Here is a 17,742-nt window from a genome sequence, read left to right as displayed (position 1 = left end):
CTTGAGATGGGTCAAAACCATACTTACAAGAAGCAGATGAAACGCATTCTTCCAAACCGCGCCATTATCCGCCTGACCGGACCGGACATGCTGCACCTGCTTGGGCGCACCGTGACCCATTCGGTCGACAACTGGCAGACTGGAGAAATGCGCTATGGCGCGCTGCTGACGCCGCAAGGCAAGGTGATCGCGGATTATCTCGCCATGCTGGCGCTCGAAAACATCTATATCGACGTCCATGCCGACGCCGCCGATGACCTGGAGAAGCGCCTGAAAATGTTCAGGATGCGCAATGACGTCGCAATTGACCGGCTCACCGAGGATGTCGTGACAGAAGGCAGCTGGATCGACATCCGCTCCCCCCAATTGCCGCATCGCGCGATTACACCTGTTGGCGTCTCCGGCATCGAAATGCCGGCCCAGGAATGGCATGCCGCACGGATCGCGGCGGGCGTGCCGGAATGGGGCACGGACTATCGAGGATCAGAGGTTTTCCCGACCGATATCAACATGGATATGATGAACGGCATCGACTACAAGAAAGGCTGTTTCGTCGGTCAGGAAGTGGCGAGCCGCATGAAGCGCAAGGGCAAAATTCGCAAGCGCACGGTGAAAGTCACTGGCGACGCGCTGGAAACCGGCATGAATATTCTCGCGGACGCCCCAATCGGCACCGTGACCAGCGTGGCTGGATCTGCCGGCCTTGCCCTCATCCGCACCGACCGACTGGCCAAAGCCGAACAGGATGGCAAATCATTCACTTGCAACGGCGCGGCCGTCACCTTTGACTTGACCGAATGGCAACGCGCCGAAGTCGACGCGCATCTGGCGGAACCAGCCCATGACTGAAACCGTTCCCTGCGCATGGGCCCCGCTTACCGACGAGCTATATCGAAACTACCACGATACCGAATGGGGTGTGCCTGAAAGGGATGGCCGCGCGCTTTGGGAAAAACTGCAACTGGACGGCATGCAGGCCGGGCTCGCCTGGATCACCATCCTCCGCAAGCGGGACAGCATTCGCGAAGAGTTCGATAACTTCGATCCAGAAAAGATTGCCCGCTGGACACCTGCCCGCGCCGCCAAGGCGCTGACAAACCCCGGCATCATCCGCAGCCCAAAAAAGGTCGAAGCCGTGATTGGCAATGCCCAGGCCTATCTCGCCATGGAAGAGGCAGGGGAAGGTTTTTCCGACTATCGCTGGCGCGTCGTGGGCGGAACGCCAACCATCAATAAATGGAAGCATTTCCGGGACGCACCAACCCAAACCAGTTGGTCAGCTGCAATGTCAAAAGACCTCAAGAAACGCGGGTTCAAATTTGTTGGTCCCACAATCGTCTACGCATGGGCGCAGGCGGTTGGCATGGTCAATGACCATGATGTAGCCTGCCCCCGACACATCGCCGTCCAGGAGACCTGATTCATGAAAGCCAGTTTGATTGCCGCTGCCTTCATCGCGCTGCCGACGCTGGTCGCGTGCGCAACTTCCTCAATCGATCAGGCCAATCGAGCGGAAGCCTGGAGTCGGTGCCGCACAGCCCCCAACCCGGAAACCCGCGATCGATGCATTGAGACAGAGATCGCGCTGCTCGAAGCCCGGCAAGAGCGTGAAGCAGCCTCCTATTCGGAGAAAAAGCGTGCAGCTGAAGAACGCCAAGCCGTAAACGAAGCACAGGGCATTTCGCGGGAAGACGCGCGTCAAACCACGGATTCCGGACTGCGCCTGCCGGACGAGTGAACAGCCACCGGCTCTTGCCAAACCCGGCATCTCGCCCAACACTGTCGGACAAGCTAAACCTTTGTAGACTCAAACAGAATTGGTCCGCACTTCGGCGGTTCTGGAATAGAGGGCAGGAATGAATACACCCGTGATTTCGGCGACAGGTCTCTGGACGCCGCCCAACTCGATTTCTAATGAAGAATTGGTTCACAGCTACAATGTATGGGCTGACAACTGGAACCGGGAACGCGCGGCAGATATCAGCGCGGGCTTGATCGAGCCGAAAACCCATTCATCGGTAGAGTTCATCCAGAAGGCGTCCGGCATCAAATCGCGCTTCGTGATCGACAAGGCCGGCATCCTGGATCCTGACATCATGGCACCGCGCATTGCCGAACGTCCGAATGATCGCATTTCCGTATTGGCCGAGATTGCGGTACATGCCGCGCGCGATGCGCTGGAGCGTTCGGGCCGCAAAGCCGAAGACGTTGACGCCGTTATCTGCGCCGCGTCCAACATGCAGCGCGCTTATCCCGCCATGGCGGTCGAAGTGCAGGACGCATTGGGCTGTGGCGGCTTTGCCTTTGACATGAATGTGGCGTGCTCGTCGGCCACATTCGGCATTCAGACCGCAGCTGACTTCATTCGGTCCGGTAGCGCAAAATCCGTGCTGGTGGTGAATCCGGAAATCTGTTCCGGCCACCTGAATTTCACGGATCGCGACAGCCATTTCATCTTTGGCGACGTGGCCACAGCTATCCTTGTCGAAGCAGAGAGCATTGCGCCGGTCGGCCATTGGAAGATTCTTGGCACCAAACTGAAGACCCAGTTCTCGAACAATATCCGCAACAATTTCGGGTTCCTGAACCGCGCCGCGCCAGAAGGCATCGACGCGCCGGACAAGCTGTTCGTTCAGGAAGGCCGTAAAGTGTTCAAGGAAGTCGTGCCAATGGTCGCGAACATGATCGCGTCGCAGATGGAAGAACTGGACATCAAGCCGGAAGGCCTGCGCCGCATGTGGCTGCATCAGGCAAATGCCAATATGAATCGCCTGATCTCGTCCAAGGTGCTGGGGCGCGAAGCGACGGAGGACGAAAGTCCCACCGTGCTGGACACCTACGCAAACACATCATCCGCTGGCTCAATCATCGCATTCCACAAGAATTCCGGCGACTTCAAGCATGGCCAGCGCGGGCTGATCTGCTCGTTTGGTGCTGGCTATTCTGCCGGAACGGTATTTGTTGAGAAAGCTGCTTGAGCGACCAAGACCTGAACTAGTCGTCCAGATCGTCCATGAACATGTCGCCCCAAAGGATTTCCTTGCTGGCACGGACCGCTTCTACAACGACGATGCTACACGCAATCAGCAATACGCCGAACGCAATGGCTTGGGTAGATACAACAGTCGTCAAAGAATCCAGCATGGTCACCTCTTGTTTGGGTCGGCCGCGAATTCGTGAACGCAGCCCTTGTTTACATCCCCCTTTTGCCCGAAACGCCTTAACAGCGCATTTGCCAATCAGGGCGAAAAAGGGACGAGTTCGTAACCGGAATGCCCTCGTTTCTTTACCCCTATTACAAATGGCTTAAAGAAGGGGGTGATGACGTCTCGAGTGAAGCATTCTGTTAAGGCCCCACGACCACGAGTCTGGCAACGCATGTTGTCTGGCCGCCGACTCGATTTGGCGAATCCCTCGCCCATGGATGTGGAAATCGAGGACATTGCCCACGGTCTGGCGCGCGTGGCCCGTTGGAACGGCCAAACCCGCGGCGAACATGCATTTTCAGTGGCCGAACATTCTGTCCTTGTGGAAAAGATCTGCCGCACCTTGCGGCCTGACCTGACACCACAGCAAAGCCTGACGGCCCTGCTGCATGACAGCCCTGAATACGTCATCGGCGATATGATCTCTCCTTTCAAAGCCTTGCTGGGAGAAAGCTACAAGAGCATTGAGGCGCGTCTGCAGGAAGCCATCCATATTCGGTTTGGCCTCGCTCCCGTAACACCGCAACGCCTGAAACGTCTGATCAAGAAAGCGGACCTGATCTGCGCATGGAGTGAGGCGATCCAGTTGGCCGGGTTTTCCGAGGACGAAGCAAACAAGCTGTTCGGCAAACCGCCCGAAGACACGAAATTGCGGTTGAAACCAAAAGCTGTACCGGACGCACAATCCACATTCCTGAAGCGCTATGCCCAGATCAACAAGCAAATAGAGACTGCCACATGACACAGTCATCCCCGTTGCTGATTGGTCTGTCTGCCGTGATGGTCGCCGTGGAGGCGGACGCGCCACGTGTGTTGATCACCCAACGCGAGACAGGCGAGGATGCGCTCCCATTCGGCGTCTTCGACCCAGACAGGCACCGCACTTTTGACCTCTCGCTGAGAGGGTGGGTTCGGGAACAGACGGGTTTCGAACTCGGTTATGTTGAACAACTCTACACATTTGGAGACAAAGACCGGGAGACACCCGAAGCAACACTGGCTGGCACAGCGCCAAATGCGCGTGTCATTTCTGTCGGCTATCTTGCGCTAACCCCCGAAGCGCGCCCGGCAGGTGACTCTTTTGAGGCGCGCTGGCAATCTTGGTACAGATTTTTTCCATGGGAAGACCATCGCAGTGGCAGACCCGCCATCATCGATGCTCATATTGCGCCGCGCCTGATGACCTGGGCGGCGGGAAACGAACGTAGACTGGAGCGCGCACGCGCCGCTTTCGCGCTGGATGGAATCCGTTGGATCGAAGAGCGCGTGCTAGACCGTTATGAATTGCTCTATGAAGCTGGTCTGGTCATCGAATGCGCCCGTGACGCTGGCTTGCCTGAGCCCGATGTACGCCTCGGCGAGCCTATGGCATCGGACCACCGCCGCATCCTCGCCACCGCCATCTCCCGCCTACGCGGCAAGATCAAATACCGACCGGTTGTGTTCGAGCTCATGCCTGACCGGTTTACACTGTCGTCCCTGCAACGCGCCGTCGAGGGTATCTTGGGTTTATCCCTGCACACACAAAATTTCCGGCGCGCCTTGGACAAGACCGGTTTTGTCATTGGAACAGGTGCGATGGAAACAAGCACCGGTGGCCGCCCGGCAGAGCTATATAGCTATAACCGGGACAGCGCCTTTGATGCATCGACTACCGGCCTGTCAGCGCCGCGAAAGACAGCGGATTAGGCAAGCTGCCTATTCAAGCCCTTCAGGCTGACCCACCACAATGAAGCTGAAACGGTCCGGCTGGAGGAATTCCGCCGCAACGCGGTTTGCATCCTCGAGCGTGACAGCTTCGATCAGGGCATTGCGCCGGTCAAAATAATCCACTCCCAGCTCGTCCTGGCGGACACTCATCATCTGGCCCGCGATCTTGGCGTTCGAGTCGAAAGCCAATGGATAGGAGCCTGTGAGGTAAGCCTTCGCGTCTGCAAGCTCTTCCGCAGTAATGCCTTCTTCCGCAATCAACGCGGTTTCGGCCAATAGTGCCTCGACGAATTCACCTACACTTTCATTCTTGGTTTGGCCGCTGCCTCCCCAATTCTGATAGGTGTCGTCAAACGATAGCCAAGAGTAGACGCCATAGGTCAGCCCTTTTTGAACGCGCAGCGATTCCATCAGTCTGCTGCCAAATCCACCACCACCATATGTGTAGTTTACGACATAGGCCGTAAAGAAATCCGGATCTTCGCGTTTGAGGCCTGGTGCCAGAAAGCGCACAAGGCTTTGCGGCTGTGGCAGATCGATAAGCACAGGCTCAAATGCACCGTCTACCGTAAAGGTAATTTCCGGCGTTTCCGGAAGATCACTGCTCTCTGGCAGGCTCGCCGCGATCGCATCAAGCATGGGGGCGAGCTCTTCCGGCGTAATCGCACCGACGGCGGTCACAATCAGGCTGTCCTTCACCATCAGTTTGCGCATGTGCGCCTTGGCGAGTTCTGGCGTAAGGGCAGCAATGCTCTCGGCGGACGTTTCGCGCGCATAAGGGTGGTCAGGATAGATAGCCTGAGCCTCAGCCCGACCCGCGAGATAGCGCGCATTCGTCTCGCGCGTGTTCAATGAAACTTCCCTTTCCCGCTGGAACCGGGCGAACGGACCCGCATCGAAACGGGGTGCCTCGAAAGCTTGCGCCACAAGGCTCATTGCCTCATCCGCATTGTCGGTGAGCATGGATGCAGAGCAGGAGGTCCAGTCGCTCGAGGCGCTACAACCGAAGCTCATGTTCAGCTCTTCCATCCGGGTCTGGAAGGCAAGCGAGTCGAGATCGCCCGCGCCTTCATTCATGTGATAGACAACCGCATCGGCCAGACCTTCCAGGCCCTCCGGATCGGCCGCTTCGCCACCTTCCCACGCCATCGCCACCGACAGGATCGGGATGGATGGCTCGGAAACCAGCCAGACAGACACGCCACCGGGCGTGGTAAATTGTTGGATCTCGGCGAAATCCCCTTCGTGGACGACAATATCCAGACCGCTGTCTTCAACAAGTTCTGCGGGTGCCGTATCGGCAACACTGGTCAAGTCATCCTGCGTCTCGACAGAAGCGCACGCCGCAAGCCCGACACCAAGGGCCGCACCAATGATGAGGTCAAAAGGTTTCATCTCAGGAATCTCCCTCGGCAGGCAGCAAGTGTGCCTCAATATAGTGGCGGTCAGCGCCAAAGATTTCGCGCACAGCGGCAATTGCCTGTTCAGTGGTTATGGCACGCATCGCGTCCGGATAATCCAGCACGTCCTCAATCGAGCCACCAAGGGCTAGCGTGGAGCCGAATGTGTTGGCCATGTTGGATTGGCTGTCCCGGGCGTAAATCGCCTGCGCGGCAAGACTGTTACGTGCGCGCTCGACTTCGGCATCAGTGAAGCCCTCTTCCAGCACCTTCTCCACCTCGGCCATGATGGCCGTTTCCAATACGTCGAGCGTGACGCCGAGTGCCGGGCTTGCCGTGATGATGGCGGGGCCTTCATCGTGAAGCGTCGTCCAGGCATACGTGTTGGCATTAATCGCAATCTGCTGGTCTTCGACCAGCGACTGGTAGAGGCGGCTGGTCATGCCGCCGCCGAGGACTTCGAGACCGACATCAAGCGCATAGGAAAGTTCACGGTCGCGGGTCTCGGAAGTGCCGGAATAATACCGGCTCCAGCTAGGCTGGCGAACCTTCGGATCTGAATAGACGAGTTCCCTGGTTTCGGTCAGAGGTGCAACGGGGGCCCATTTACGCTCGCCATGCGCCGTACCGGTTGGCGCAATCGTACCATAATGCTCTTCGGCCAGGACGCGCACTTCTTCGGGCGTCACATCACCAGCGACGACCAGAATCGCATTCTCAGGGCTGTAGTATTCCTTGTAGAAGGCCAATCCGTCCGCTGGCGTCAGAGCCGCCACTTCGTCCATATTGCCGATGATCGTGATCTCGTAAGGATGCCCCTTCCAGAGTTCGGACAGGACCATTTCCTGCAGGATCACGCCGGGATTGTTGTCGATGCGCTGGCGACGCTCTTCCTTCACGACATCGCGTTCGGAAATGAACGGACCGTCGGGATCGTCATTGATGACGAGATCGGTCATGCGTTCGGCCTCGAGCGCCATCATAGTACCGAGTTGGTCCTTGGCGACGCGCTCGAAATAGGCGGTGTAGTCCCAACTCGTGAACGCGTTGCTGACGCCGCCATTGCGCGAGACGATGCTGTCGAACTCACCTGGGGCGAGATCATCAGTCTCCTTGAACATGACATGTTCAAACAGATGCGCGATGCCGGATTTTCCCTCGGCTTCGTCGACCGCGCCGACTTTGTACCACACCATATGAGTCACGACGGGCGCGCGATGGTCAGGAACGACAACGACTTCCATGCCATTGTCGAGATTGAACACGGTCGGAGTCCATGCGCTTTCGTCTGCGACGGCACTGGATGCGAAAGCCGAGAGCGCGAACAGCCCCCCGGCAAATATCCGTTTCATGGGCGTTGTTCCTCTCAGGTGTTCGACTGACTCATTTTACGTAGATTGTATCAGGTTCCCGGCAACTTGATGCGCGGCGCATCGCTGGATTGCTCGATCACGACCGGTTCACCACCGGTGGCATTATCGGTGGCAACGCCTTCAGCGGTTTCCTCATCATCAGCCCGCCAGAACAGGATGCGGTCGGCAATGCTGGTCGATTTGCGGATCGTCTTGGTCTCTTCATAGTCGACCTGCGTGCGGATGACCGGATCAACCGCATTGGCGCCAGCAGCAGCCACGAGGGCTTTCTCGGACGCGCTGGCATTGCGGCCAATGGTCGAGCCGAAGGCGGCGGTGACTTCAGTGCGCGAGCCATCCAGTTCCGGTGGCAAGGCGCCGCCGGCTTCCGGCGGTCGCAGCTTGTAGTTCGGCGGAACGGTCAGAGGAGCCATGGTCACAACGCGGAACTCGTCCGGCGTACGCGAACCGCCACCGGATGACGTACAGGCCGTGGAAGCCGCCATTGCGACACCAGTAGCCAGAAGGATAATCTGTTTTTTCATATCAGGGCGTCCTCGCCATCACGATTAAAATACTCAGGACTGTTTCTTAGCCTGTTTCCGGCCCGACAGTAAGAACTGGTCGGCAAACAGCAATACCGCGCCCACACTAATTGCAGCATCGGCGACGTTGAAGACCCATGGGAACATCAACTCATTGGCATTGACGAAGTCCACAACAGCTCCGAACCGGACCCGGTCGATCAGATTGCCGAACGCGCCGCCAACAACCATGGCCTGCGACAACTTCAACAGCCAATGATCGGCATAGCGAACGAGCCAGTACAGGAAGCCCAGCGCGATCACCAACATGACGAGCGCCAACAGCCATCGCCCGATACCATCGGACTGGAACAGGCCATAGCTCATACCCCGGTTCCAAACCATGGTCAGGTCAATCGGACCGGGCAGCGGGATATGTCCGCAGCCCTGACGGGTCTCCAGGCAGATGAGCGCGTTGAACCGGGGTTCTTCCAGCACAAGCCATTTGGACCATTGGTCAACCAGCACAAAGACCGGAATGAGCGCCAGAGCCCAGAGTTTGGAGATTTTCAGTTTCATCCCGCGCAGATTGCAGCTTCAAGCAGGCTGATCAAGCGATTCTGAGCACTCATCCGGCGGCTTCGTCCCACGCCTTCACGGTCAATGCATCTCTCGGCGTGATATCTGGAAAAGCCGGATCAGCGGTCGCCGGGTCGAAATACTTCCAGCTACGTCGGCACTTGAGACCATCCGCCTTCACCGGATAGACGACCACGCCATCCGTGTCGTCCAGCGTGAACCCGCCGCCATTACCATTGGATGTGTGGATCAGCTCGGCGCCGGATGTAATGAAGATATCGGCGGGACTTTCGCCCTTGAACGCATCGATCAGGTTCTGATCTGCAATGTGCACCTTGGGTGCCGCTTCCAGCGATGCCCCGATCCGCTTTTCGCGGCGCTCGACTTCCAAGGCTCCGGTGACGACACGGCGAACCGTGAAGATCTTGGCCCAGCGCGCGGCCAGCGCCTCGTCTTTCCAGCCGTCTGGCGTATCAGCGAACTGCAGCAAGTGCACGGATTCCGCACGATCCTTGATGTGGCTCTCGAGAAACGCCTCCTCCATCGTGAACGGCATGATAGGCGCGAGCCATGTGAGCAGGCGTTCGAGCACGGCGGCCATGACGGTGCGCGCGGCGCGGCGGCGGTTGCCATAGGTGGCGGTCGCATCGTCCCATGCTGCTTGGGTCTCAAACCGTGGGTCGCAATACAAGCTGTCCTTGCGGATGTCGAAATAGACCGCTGACAGGTCGACGCCGCAAAAATTGATCAGCAGCGACATGATGCGCTTGAAGTCATAGACGTCATACGCAGCGCGGATATGGCCATCGAGTTCGGCAAGACGGTGCAACACCCAGCGCTCCAGGCTTGGCATCTCTTCGCGCGGCAGGGCTTCCGCCTCCGTCCAGCCGTCGAGCGCGCCGAGCATGTAGCGCACCGTGTTGCGCAGCTTGCGATAGGATTCCACCGAGCCCTTGATGATCTCGTCGGAAATGCGAAGGTCTTCCGTATAGTCACCGGACGCGGTCCAGATTCGCAGGATTTCGATCCCGTATTGCTTCTGGATCTGCTCGGGTTCGATCGTGTTGCCGATTGATTTCGACATCTTCTTGCCATCTGCATCGACGATGAAACCGTGGGTCAGCACCTGCTTGTAGGGTGCCATGCCGCGCGTCGCACAGCATTCCAGAAGTGATGACTGGAACCAACCGCGATGTTGGTCAGAGCCTTCCATATAGAGGTCGGCCTGTCCGGTTTCTGCGTCGATGATGCCGCGCTCGCGCAGGGCGAAAGCATGCGTCGTGCCGCTATCGAACCAGACGTCGAGAACGTCCGTGACCTTTTCCCACTCACTCGCAGGCAGGCCCAGCGGCGACAGGAAGTCTTCCGCAGGCGTATCGAACCAAGCCTCGACCCCGCCTTTGGCGATGGCCGCCTTGATGGCGTCATTGAGTTGTTCTGCCTGATCCGCTTCCAGCGCCGCCGTATGCGGCTGGCCATCCTTGTTGACAAAGATCGTGATCGGCACGCCCCAATTGCGCTGGCGGCTGATCAGCCAGTCCGGTCGCCCTTCGACCATGCTTTGCAGGCGGTTGCGGCCAACCGCCGGGAAGAATTCCGTGTCCTCAATCGCCTTCAGCGCATTCTCGCGCAGGCTCTTGCCATTCGGGCCGGGCTTGTCCATCGAGATGAACCATTGCGGCGTCGCGCGGCGGATCACCGGCGCCTTGGAGCGCCAGGAATGGGCATCGCGGATCGTCGTGATGCCGCGCGCCAGAAGGTTTCCGCTCTCCGCCAGCAGCTTGATGACTTCCGGGTTCGCCTTGCCCTGCTCGCCCCGCTTCTTGCCGGACGTGCGGATGATGTCGAGCCCTTGCAGAGCTTGGGGAAGGTCACGGTGCTGATAAGCGCCATCAGGGCTGACGATGTCGCGGATATCAGAGGCCTTGCGACCCGACGAGACCCAGGCATTGAAGTCATCCTCACCATGCGCCGGGGCCGTGTGGACGAATCCTGTACCGGCATCGTCGGTTACATGGTCACCTGCGAGCAGCGGCACGTCGTGCTGGAAGAAGGGGTCTAGCTTGGCCAGCGGGTGAACCAGCGAACCGAGTGAAGCCGGGTCCACATCTTCGACACGTTTGAAGGCGGAAACCTTGGCAGCATCGAGTACGTCCTGTGCCAACTTGTCCGCAAGGATCAGCTTGTCACCTGCAGCCGCGTACGGAGGAAAGCCCAGTTCTTCCTCGCTCATCACGGTTTCGACCTCGAAGAGACCGTAGGAGACGTCCGTGCTGAAGGATACAGCTTGGTTGGCTGGGATGGTCCAGGGAGTTGTGGTCCAGATGACCAGCTTTGCACCGTCCTCGCGGGACGGGACTCCAAACTTCACCCAGATCACCGGAACTTTGCGGTCGTGATATTCCACTTCCGCTTCGGCCAGCGCGGTGCGCTCCACCGGGCTCCACATGATCGGCTTGGCGCCGCGCACCAGCGTACCGCCCATCGCCATGCGCAGGAATTCGCCGACGATAGAAGCTTCGCTCTCGAACTTCATGGTCAGATACGGATTGTCCCATTCCCCCTCGATGCCGAGCGCGCGGAATTCCTTGGCCTGTACGTCTACCCATTTCTGGGCAAAGGCGCGACAGGCCGCGCGGAATTCGTCACCCGGAACATCATCCTTTCCGCGGTTCTTGCTGCGGAACTCTTCTTCCACCTTCCACTCAATCGGCAGGCCGTGACAGTCCCAACCCGGCAGGTATGCCGCGTCATGGCCGGTCATCTGGTGCGAGCGCACGATGATGTCCTTGACGATCTTGTTCATCGCCGTGCCGAGATGGATGTGCCCGTTCGCGTATGGCGGGCCGTCATGCAGGATCCACGGCTTGGCGCCGCGTGCTTTCGCATCAGCGCGCAGTTTCTCGTAAAGCTTGAGATCGTCCCAGCGCTTGATCCAGTCCGGCTCGCGCTTGGGCAGGCCGCCGCGCATCGGGAATTCGGTGGCGGGCAGGAACAGCGTGTCGCGATAATCGCGGTCGGTCAGGGAATCAGTCATGTCGGGCCTATGGCAGTTTTGGCGTGTTGTACGGAAATGCCGGGCAATGGCCACGGCTTTTTTCATGCGTTCAGAGCATGGGCTCCCGGCTTCGCGGCCCCGATAATCGGGTCAGCGCGCAGCCGGGCGGCTAATTCGAATGAAGCATATCCGTGCCATGGCGTTTCCGTAGCAGGCGCGGCTTAACGAGTCACTATTTCCACTCAGCCTTCGTTTCGCCCCCCGGGAGGCTCGCCAAACGCTCAGAAACCTTGCCGCAAAGCATCCGGAACACAGCCGCATTCTCCACGAGATTGCTCCAGCTGATGCCGTGATCCAGGATCACATAGCGGGAAACCCGCACCTTCTGGCTGTCGGACTTGTAAAGAGAGATCGCCGGATAGTCGCGATCGATGCCCGAAATCACATCACTGCTCGCACTTGAACCATACACGGCCATCAGCTCGAGCCCCCGGCAATCCGTGCCGTCCGGCCCGGCGCAAACGGCATATGCACCAAAGGTCAGACCATCATCGAACTCACCGAATACGAAGGGTGCACCGTCGCCCGTGCGGCCGGCCGCTATGAACTGCGCGCCCATGTCATCCAGCAGGAACCGAAGATCATCCATCGTGACCGCCCGGATGATCTGAATCGGTTCGATCTCCACCGGCTCGGATGGCTCAACAGGCGCCTCTTGCGCGATCGCAAGCGGCGCCATTGCCAGAGCAAGTCCGGTGATCACTAACCGTGTCAACATGGTCGTCCCTCTAACCAGTGCATCAGTTGTCTACGAATGGATTATGGCGGTGAATTGACAATAACCTGAGTTAATCAGGACGCTTTCAGCCGCCGCTTTGCTTCGATTTCGTCCTTCCCCATCTGAACCACCATCAGATCCAGACTGTCAAAGTTCAATTCCGGCCTCAGATAGGACAGCATCTGGACTTCAATCCAGCGACCATAGATATCCCCTACAAAATCAAAGATATGTGCCTCAAGCAGTGGGTCGCGCAGTCCCGTGGTGGGCGTGCGCCCGAAATTTGCGACGCCCGGCATCCAGTCACCTGTCCGGTCGATGCGCACCTTTACGGCATAGACGCCATATTTTGGATGGATCAAATCGCCGAGATTTGTATTGGCCGTCGGATAGCCAAATTTGCGTCCATTCTGTTCGCCCTTCATCACAGGGCCATCCGCGATCCAGGGCGAGCCCAGAATTTCCGCAGCTCGCTCCGGTTCGCCGGCTCTCAGCGCCTGTCTTATCGCGGTTGATGAGGCTTTTTCGTCCTCATTCTGGACTTCTTCGACAATGGTCACCCCAAAGCCGAGCGCGCGCCCAAGGCTCGACAAGCGCTGCGCATGGCCCATTCGGCCTCTGCCGAAACGGAAATCGAACCCTACGGAGACATGGCTGACGCCCAGGCCATCTACCAGAACTTGCCGGACAAACTCTTCATCCGTCTTCGACGCCATTTCCCCATTGAACGGCAATTCAAAAACCGAATCCGCGCCTTCGTTCAATATCGTCTCGTTGCGCCGCTCAGGGCGGAATATCCGAAAAGGGGGATCCAACGGGCGGAAATAGGCATGAGGTGGCGGCTCAAAGGTCGCCACTGAAAAAGATCCTTCGCCAGCCTCGCGGGCAGCTGCAATCACGGCTTTGTGGCCCGCATGCAAGCCATCAAAATTGCCCAGAGCGATCGACGCGCCCCGTGCAGATTCAGGCAAACCGCGATAGTCAGCAAAGATGCTCATCAGCTCTCCCGGCGCGGTGCCACGACTTCAGCTTCACCCGTAATAACGCGCTTGCCGTCCACCGTACAATCAACCTTCAACGTCACACGGTTGCCACGCTCCTTCTTCTCGGACACTTCTGCGCGCACAATCACTTCGTCTCCGATGTGAACGGGGCGTTTGAAACGCATCGACAGGCCGATGAAAATCGCCCCAGGACCGGGAAGATTGTTGCCCAGAATGCCGGAGATATAGCTAGCCGTCAGCGCGCCATGCGCGATCCGTTTGCCGAAAATCGTCTTGGCGGCGAAGTCGTCCGACATGTGCAGCGGATTGAAGTCACCAGAGACTTCCGCAAAACGCTGAATATCATCCTCGGTAATCACATGCACGGTCTCGTGAGACATGCCGATGTCGAGGTCTTCATATTTGTAACCGGTGAATTCGCTCATCCCACTCGGGCTCCTGATTGCTTTTCGGCAGTTTGGTTACACGCTGCAGCGCAGCACGTCACCATCTGAGGCCAGTCATTGCGTAGGTTGCTTCCTCGCCATAGTCCGCCAGGAGGTCTGAAACTTCTGTCTGGAAGTCTGCACCATGCTCTGTCAGGCCAGTCCCGACATAGAGACCATCAAAGCCCTGAATTCGCGCACCGCGCATGTCGGTCGTGGGGCTGTCGCCAATGCACAGGACCCGTGACTTGTTTGCGGCGGCGTCACCCACACGGGAAACGGCGAGATCGTAAATCGCTGCGTGGGGCTTTCCGGGATAGATCACGGATCCGCCAAGGTCTTCATAGATTTCCGCCAGTGCGCCGGCACACCAGTGCAACTGGCCGCCGATCCGCACCTGCTTGTCCGGATTGGCACAGATCATCGGAATGTTCCGGTCGACCCCCTGTTTCAGCGTATCGGTATAATCGGACGGATGGTCCTTGAGGGAATCGCTCAGACCGATGCAGAGCAGGACATCGGACTCGTCCGGCTCGCCAAAGCTCAAGTTGAGCCCTTGATACAGGTACGGATCTCGCTCCCACCGCGCATTCGCGCCCATCGCCCAGAAAACCTTGTCCCGGCGCTTGGCCAGTTCTTCGCGGGTCGCATCTCCTGACGAGACGCAGTCATCATAGGCATCGGTTGGCACACCAAGCGGGAGGAAATAGTCGATGACCTGCTGCTTTGGCACGGGCGCATTCGTGATGAGACAGACTTTTCCGCCTTGTTCACGAAAGTTCACCAGCGCCACGCAAGCCTCTTCAAAGGCATCGCGGCCATTATGGATCACGCCCCAGACATCGCACAGGATGGCGTCATACTGGCCAGCAATCTCGGACAGGCCGCCCGGAAATTTCAATTGTGTCATGCATTTGGACCTAGGCTGCACCGCCAAGCCGGTCAATCGCCAAAACCGCAAGCCTCTGCCGGCAAGGGATTGAGGCGCCAGTGCACAGCCGTTGGAATGGAAATGGCATGCGCAAAAAAGCATCCCTTCAGACGGGTCATATGGCCAAACCCGTCATCAGAGATCAGGTTCGGATCATAATTGCAGGACAAGAGGTTTCCAGCGTGCTGCTCAGGGTCGCCTGTGCGCACTTCCAGGATCATGTGGTTAGAACCCGTTGCAACCATGACCATGTCTGCCTCAACCGGTCCGAATTCGCATCCGTCCAGACTGCCATAATTGCCATCCTTCAGGATGATAGCTGGTTCCAGCTCCGGCGCGATGCGCAGATCAAGCCAGACAACGCCTTCCGTCATGGCTTGCAGCGCCTCAGGCGCCTCAAATTCGATGGGGCCTGGCAAGTCCGCGTCGACGCGCTGAACGGCGCCTGACTCTGCCATAGCCGATGTCGCGAGAATTGTTGCCGCAGTACCGATCTGTAAGAAACGTTTCATTCTGCCACCTCCTTTACCGGAGATGACAGCTTGGAAATGGGGCATATTGAAGGTCGGGTGGCGGCCCTAGCCGAAATTCGACAGGCGCTGGACGAGCTCCTGTGGCGGCGCTGTGGCTTCCATCAGGGATGACTTGATCGGGCGCGGCGCGCCGAATACGTGGCCCTGGCCGTACGGGATGTCATATTCGAGAATCTCGACAACGCTGGCCTCATCCTCGATCTTCTCGGCAATCATTGTGATGCCATAGCGCGAGAACACGGCGCTGACTTCTTCTCCATCAACGCGGCGGTTGATCGACGAGACCGGGCGCGGACCGGTTGGGTCGCGCAGCTGGTCCATCAGACTCGTGCCATTCATCTTGACAAAACGAATGCCCGCCGATTGAAGCCGTGGCAGGTCGAGGCCCAGATTATCGGCGTGGTCAATTGAGAAGCGGAAACCAAGCGCCGTCAGCTTGTCCATATTGTCCCGCATGGCGCGCGAGCGTGTCTCGAACCGGTCTGCCGTGATCTCGAAGATCACCGCGCCGGACAGGTCACGATTCTCGGTGATGAATTCCAGGAACATCGGGAAGAAGGTTGTGTCTTCCAGCGACGCCGCAGAAATATTGCAGAATACGCCGACGCGACGGTCACGCTCAGCCAGGCGACGCACGATCTGGACACACCGGAACAGCGTGAAATTGTCGATGATGCCCATCAGTTTGGCGCGGCGCGCAGCATCAAGAAATTCCGCTGGCAGAACCAGGGAACCATCCGGACGACGCAGGCGGGTGAACCCCTCGTAGAAGGACACACGACGCTGGGGCAGAGACACGATCGGCTGCAGGTGCAGGTCAACACGACCATCCTTCAGCGCGTCGCGCACATCACGCAGGACAGCATCTTCTTCCGGTGCCACGACCGCGGTGCTGGTCGTTTCCGCCAACTTGTTTTCAAAGCTCTTGGACAGCCGGTCGATCAGGCTCTCCAGCTGCTTCATCTCGGTCACGAGCGCGTCGCGGCGCTCGGTCAATTCGTGCTTGACGGTCGCCTCGACGGCATCCGTGCGCGCTTCAATGACATCAACACGTTCCGCGGAATCGCGAACGGTCCGCTCCACCCGGTCGATGCGGTCATCGATGTCCTTGGTGGCGCGTCCTGAACTGGCGAGTAGGTGAATCTGCCCAAGCAAAGCCGTGGTGATGCCACCCGCCGCAATCGACATAGGCAGGCCGACATCCGTCAGCGTGAAGGCGCCGTAGCCGACGCCGCCGCCGATGGCCGCATATAGAAGGAACAGAACAAAAGTCATTACGTCAGCACCCGATACAACCCAATAATGTTAACAGCTAGGCCCAATTGGTTAACGAATTGCGAGGAATTGGAGGAATTTGTCGACCGCGGCAATCCTGTCACAGCGCCGTTGCAAACAAGCCACAATCCCCATCGAGTCGAGCATGGCAGGCGTCGCGCATGCGGACAAGGCGATTAGTGCTGGCATCACGGGCAGCTATCGCCGGCACAATGACGCATTTGCGGTCAGATCGACTGGCACAGCCACATCTGAACCCAGATCGGAGAACTGTGGAAAAGCAGGTCTCGATCCGATTTTCAGTTAACCACCCCGTCACGAAACACGAAAACCGGATCTGCTGTTGGCCAATTCGATTCGCAATCAAGCACCAGATCAATTCCATCGGTTACCGAGTCGGGCAGTTGAATGCCACAGCCCGCGATCAGCGCCGTATGGTCAACATAGTCCACAACATAGAAGGCTCGGTCCGTCCCGGTTTCGAACTTGCTGATACGCAAATCGCCGGTATCGAAAACGGTTGCCACCTGCTCACCGTCTCCAGGCAACAAAGCGAGCAGCGCCGCATCGAACCCACCGGCTGGACGGTCCTCGACATAGATCAGCGCATCGGACACCTCATAGGCGCGATTTAGCAGTCCGAGAAACTCGCCCGTGCCGGACGGTCCCGCTACTGGAAGAGAAGATTCCCTTCCGGCACGCCAAGCTGCGTTTCGCATCTCGTCCAGGCCTTCAATATCCTCACCGCGCAAGGATAGAAGCATGACGGCGTCGGTATTCCGCAAGCTCGCTTGCGTCATATCGAGTGTCATGCCCGCCGGCGCGCCGAATACGACCCGTTTGCCGCCCGCCAGAACATGGACGCAGGCTCCGGGCAAACTCCGCTTTGAGCAAGGCAGCACCGCAAAATCTGTCGAATGCACAATCAAATCCGCTCGTGCCGTCTCGGCATCTTTGGAAGTCACCGGATTGCATGCGGCGAGCGCAGTAGCGCATACGACAATTCCAAGAGCTCGAAATTTCATGA

General features: G+C 58.3%; 19 protein-coding genes. 6 read left to right on the top strand and 13 right to left on the bottom strand.

Annotated elements, in window-relative coordinates:
* Positions 1-36 precede the first annotated feature (36 nt).
* The 4 genes from ygfZ (at position 37) to B2P82_RS02285 (ending at position 2,978) form a co-directional block, all read left to right on the top strand.
* Entirely contained in the window at positions 37-849 is an 813-nt protein-coding gene (gene ygfZ, locus B2P82_RS02300) for a CAF17-like 4Fe-4S cluster assembly/insertion protein YgfZ (RefSeq protein WP_290494862.1), read from the top strand.
* On the top strand, positions 842-1,420 hold the full coding sequence (locus B2P82_RS02295; RefSeq protein ID WP_290494861.1) for a DNA-3-methyladenine glycosylase I: 579 nt from the start codon (positions 842-844) through the stop codon (positions 1,418-1,420). Before ygfZ ends, B2P82_RS02295 begins: the two co-directional genes overlap by 8 nt.
* 3 nt (positions 1,421-1,423) lie before the next feature.
* Positions 1,424-1,738 carry a hypothetical protein gene (locus B2P82_RS02290; RefSeq protein ID WP_290494859.1) on the top strand — a complete coding sequence of 105 codons (315 nt, stop codon included), beginning with the start codon at positions 1,424-1,426 and terminating at the stop codon, positions 1,736-1,738.
* A 118-nt stretch (positions 1,739-1,856) separates the two neighbouring features.
* Positions 1,857-2,978 (top strand): beta-ketoacyl-ACP synthase III, encoded by a 1,122-nt coding sequence (locus B2P82_RS02285; RefSeq protein ID WP_290494857.1) that lies wholly within the window; start codon positions 1,857-1,859, stop codon positions 2,976-2,978.
* Between the two features lie 16 nt (positions 2,979-2,994).
* Here B2P82_RS02285 and B2P82_RS02280 read toward each other — a convergent pair whose 3' ends face one another.
* Positions 2,995-3,144: a hypothetical protein gene (locus tag B2P82_RS02280; RefSeq protein ID WP_156947865.1), complete on the bottom strand. Its 150-nt coding sequence runs from the start codon at positions 3,142-3,144 to the stop codon at positions 2,995-2,997.
* 189 nt (positions 3,145-3,333) lie between these two features.
* On the opposite strand from B2P82_RS02280, the gene B2P82_RS02275 reads away from it, so the two are divergent.
* Both B2P82_RS02275 and B2P82_RS02270 read left to right on the top strand, forming a co-directional pair.
* Positions 3,334-3,948: a YfbR-like 5'-deoxynucleotidase gene (locus B2P82_RS02275; RefSeq protein ID WP_290494855.1), complete on the top strand. Its 615-nt coding sequence runs from the start codon at positions 3,334-3,336 to the stop codon at positions 3,946-3,948.
* On the top strand, positions 3,945-4,895 hold the full coding sequence (locus tag B2P82_RS02270; RefSeq protein WP_290482461.1) for an NUDIX hydrolase: 951 nt from the start codon (positions 3,945-3,947) through the stop codon (positions 4,893-4,895). Before B2P82_RS02275 ends, B2P82_RS02270 begins: the two co-directional genes overlap by 4 nt.
* 9 nt (positions 4,896-4,904) lie before the next feature.
* Here the strand turns inward: B2P82_RS02270 and B2P82_RS02265 are convergent, their stop codons facing one another.
* The 12 genes from B2P82_RS02265 to B2P82_RS02210 all read right to left on the bottom strand — a co-directional run bounded on the left by B2P82_RS02265 (position 4,905) and on the right by B2P82_RS02210 (position 17,740).
* On the bottom strand, positions 4,905-6,311 hold the full coding sequence (locus tag B2P82_RS02265; protein ID WP_290494853.1) for a M16 family metallopeptidase: 1,407 nt from the start codon (positions 6,309-6,311) through the stop codon (positions 4,905-4,907).
* Between the two features lies 1 nt (position 6,312).
* A complete protein-coding gene (locus tag B2P82_RS02260; RefSeq protein WP_290494851.1) occupies positions 6,313-7,668 on the bottom strand; it encodes a M16 family metallopeptidase in 1,356 nt (451 codons plus the stop codon).
* Between the two features lie 50 nt (positions 7,669-7,718).
* Entirely contained in the window at positions 7,719-8,213 is a 495-nt protein-coding gene (locus B2P82_RS02255) for a DUF3035 domain-containing protein (RefSeq protein ID WP_034814107.1), read from the bottom strand.
* Positions 8,214-8,246: 33 nt separating this feature from the next.
* Positions 8,247-8,771: a signal peptidase II gene (gene lspA, locus B2P82_RS02250; protein ID WP_290494849.1), complete on the bottom strand. Its 525-nt coding sequence runs from the start codon at positions 8,769-8,771 to the stop codon at positions 8,247-8,249.
* A gap of 49 nt (positions 8,772-8,820) precedes the next feature.
* The gene (gene ileS / locus B2P82_RS02245) at positions 8,821-11,808 is read right to left on the bottom strand and encodes an isoleucine--tRNA ligase (RefSeq protein ID WP_290494847.1); all 2,988 of its coding nucleotides are present in this window, start codon (positions 11,806-11,808) and stop codon (positions 8,821-8,823) included.
* A 193-nt stretch (positions 11,809-12,001) separates the two neighbouring features.
* Positions 12,002-12,547: a type III secretion system chaperone family protein gene (locus B2P82_RS02240; RefSeq protein ID WP_290494845.1), complete on the bottom strand. Its 546-nt coding sequence runs from the start codon at positions 12,545-12,547 to the stop codon at positions 12,002-12,004.
* A 74-nt stretch (positions 12,548-12,621) separates the two neighbouring features.
* Positions 12,622-13,545: a riboflavin biosynthesis protein RibF gene (gene ribF, locus B2P82_RS02235; RefSeq protein WP_206992542.1), complete on the bottom strand. Its 924-nt coding sequence runs from the start codon at positions 13,543-13,545 to the stop codon at positions 12,622-12,624.
* Positions 13,545-13,976 carry a MaoC family dehydratase gene (locus tag B2P82_RS02230; RefSeq protein WP_034814112.1) on the bottom strand — a complete coding sequence of 144 codons (432 nt, stop codon included), beginning with the start codon at positions 13,974-13,976 and terminating at the stop codon, positions 13,545-13,547. Before B2P82_RS02230 ends, ribF begins: the two co-directional genes overlap by 1 nt.
* Before the next feature lie 58 nt (positions 13,977-14,034).
* Positions 14,035-14,886, bottom strand: a complete 852-nt coding sequence (locus B2P82_RS02225; RefSeq protein ID WP_290494843.1) for a TIGR01459 family HAD-type hydrolase — start codon at positions 14,884-14,886, stop codon at positions 14,035-14,037.
* Positions 14,887-14,918: 32 nt separating this feature from the next.
* The gene (locus B2P82_RS02220; protein WP_290494841.1) at positions 14,919-15,419 is read right to left on the bottom strand and encodes a hypothetical protein; all 501 of its coding nucleotides are present in this window, start codon (positions 15,417-15,419) and stop codon (positions 14,919-14,921) included.
* Between the two features lie 66 nt (positions 15,420-15,485).
* Entirely contained in the window at positions 15,486-16,715 is a 1,230-nt protein-coding gene (locus B2P82_RS02215) for an EAL domain-containing protein (protein WP_290494839.1), read from the bottom strand.
* A 299-nt stretch (positions 16,716-17,014) separates the two neighbouring features.
* Positions 17,015-17,740: an MBL fold metallo-hydrolase gene (locus B2P82_RS02210; RefSeq protein WP_290494837.1), complete on the bottom strand. Its 726-nt coding sequence runs from the start codon at positions 17,738-17,740 to the stop codon at positions 17,015-17,017.
* Positions 17,741-17,742 lie beyond the last annotated feature (2 nt).

The sequence above is a fragment of the Hyphomonas sp. UBA4494 genome (genome assembly GCF_002388935.1).
In the GTDB taxonomy this organism is placed as follows: Bacteria; Pseudomonadota; Alphaproteobacteria; order Caulobacterales; family Hyphomonadaceae; genus Hyphomonas.
This window is presented reverse-complemented; position numbering and strand designations above follow the sequence as displayed.

Excerpts from the sequence above, each read along its gene's own strand:
- B2P82_RS02230 (WP_034814112.1), bottom strand. The coding sequence starts at position 13,976 with ATGAGCGAATTCACCGGTTACAAATATGAAGACCTCGACATCGGCATG.
- B2P82_RS02215 (WP_290494839.1), bottom strand. The coding sequence starts at position 16,715 with ATGACTTTTGTTCTGTTCCTTCTATATGCGGCCATCGGCGGCGGCGTC.
- B2P82_RS02270 (WP_290482461.1), top strand. The coding sequence starts at position 3,945 with ATGACACAGTCATCCCCGTTGCTGATTGGTCTGTCTGCCGTGATGGTC.
- ygfZ (WP_290494862.1), top strand. The coding sequence starts at position 37 with ATGAAACGCATTCTTCCAAACCGCGCCATTATCCGCCTGACCGGACCG.
- ileS (WP_290494847.1), bottom strand. The coding sequence starts at position 11,808 with ATGACTGATTCCCTGACCGACCGCGATTATCGCGACACGCTGTTCCTG.
- B2P82_RS02225 (WP_290494843.1), bottom strand. The coding sequence starts at position 14,886 with ATGACACAATTGAAATTTCCGGGCGGCCTGTCCGAGATTGCTGGCCAG.
- lspA (WP_290494849.1), bottom strand. The coding sequence starts at position 8,771 with ATGAAACTGAAAATCTCCAAACTCTGGGCTCTGGCGCTCATTCCGGTC.
- ribF (WP_206992542.1), bottom strand. The coding sequence starts at position 13,545 with ATGAGCATCTTTGCTGACTATCGCGGTTTGCCTGAATCTGCACGGGGC.
- B2P82_RS02285 (WP_290494857.1), top strand. The coding sequence starts at position 1,857 with ATGAATACACCCGTGATTTCGGCGACAGGTCTCTGGACGCCGCCCAAC.
- B2P82_RS02265 (WP_290494853.1), bottom strand. The coding sequence starts at position 6,311 with ATGAAACCTTTTGACCTCATCATTGGTGCGGCCCTTGGTGTCGGGCTT.
- B2P82_RS02290 (WP_290494859.1), top strand. The coding sequence starts at position 1,424 with ATGAAAGCCAGTTTGATTGCCGCTGCCTTCATCGCGCTGCCGACGCTG.
- B2P82_RS02220 (WP_290494841.1), bottom strand. The coding sequence starts at position 15,419 with ATGAAACGTTTCTTACAGATCGGTACTGCGGCAACAATTCTCGCGACA.
- B2P82_RS02260 (WP_290494851.1), bottom strand. The coding sequence starts at position 7,668 with ATGAAACGGATATTTGCCGGGGGGCTGTTCGCGCTCTCGGCTTTCGCA.
- B2P82_RS02255 (WP_034814107.1), bottom strand. The coding sequence starts at position 8,213 with ATGAAAAAACAGATTATCCTTCTGGCTACTGGTGTCGCAATGGCGGCT.
- B2P82_RS02295 (WP_290494861.1), top strand. The coding sequence starts at position 842 with ATGACTGAAACCGTTCCCTGCGCATGGGCCCCGCTTACCGACGAGCTA.
- B2P82_RS02210 (WP_290494837.1), bottom strand. The coding sequence starts at position 17,740 with ATGAAATTTCGAGCTCTTGGAATTGTCGTATGCGCTACTGCGCTCGCC.
- B2P82_RS02280 (WP_156947865.1), bottom strand. The coding sequence starts at position 3,144 with ATGCTGGATTCTTTGACGACTGTTGTATCTACCCAAGCCATTGCGTTC.
- B2P82_RS02240 (WP_290494845.1), bottom strand. The coding sequence starts at position 12,547 with ATGTTGACACGGTTAGTGATCACCGGACTTGCTCTGGCAATGGCGCCG.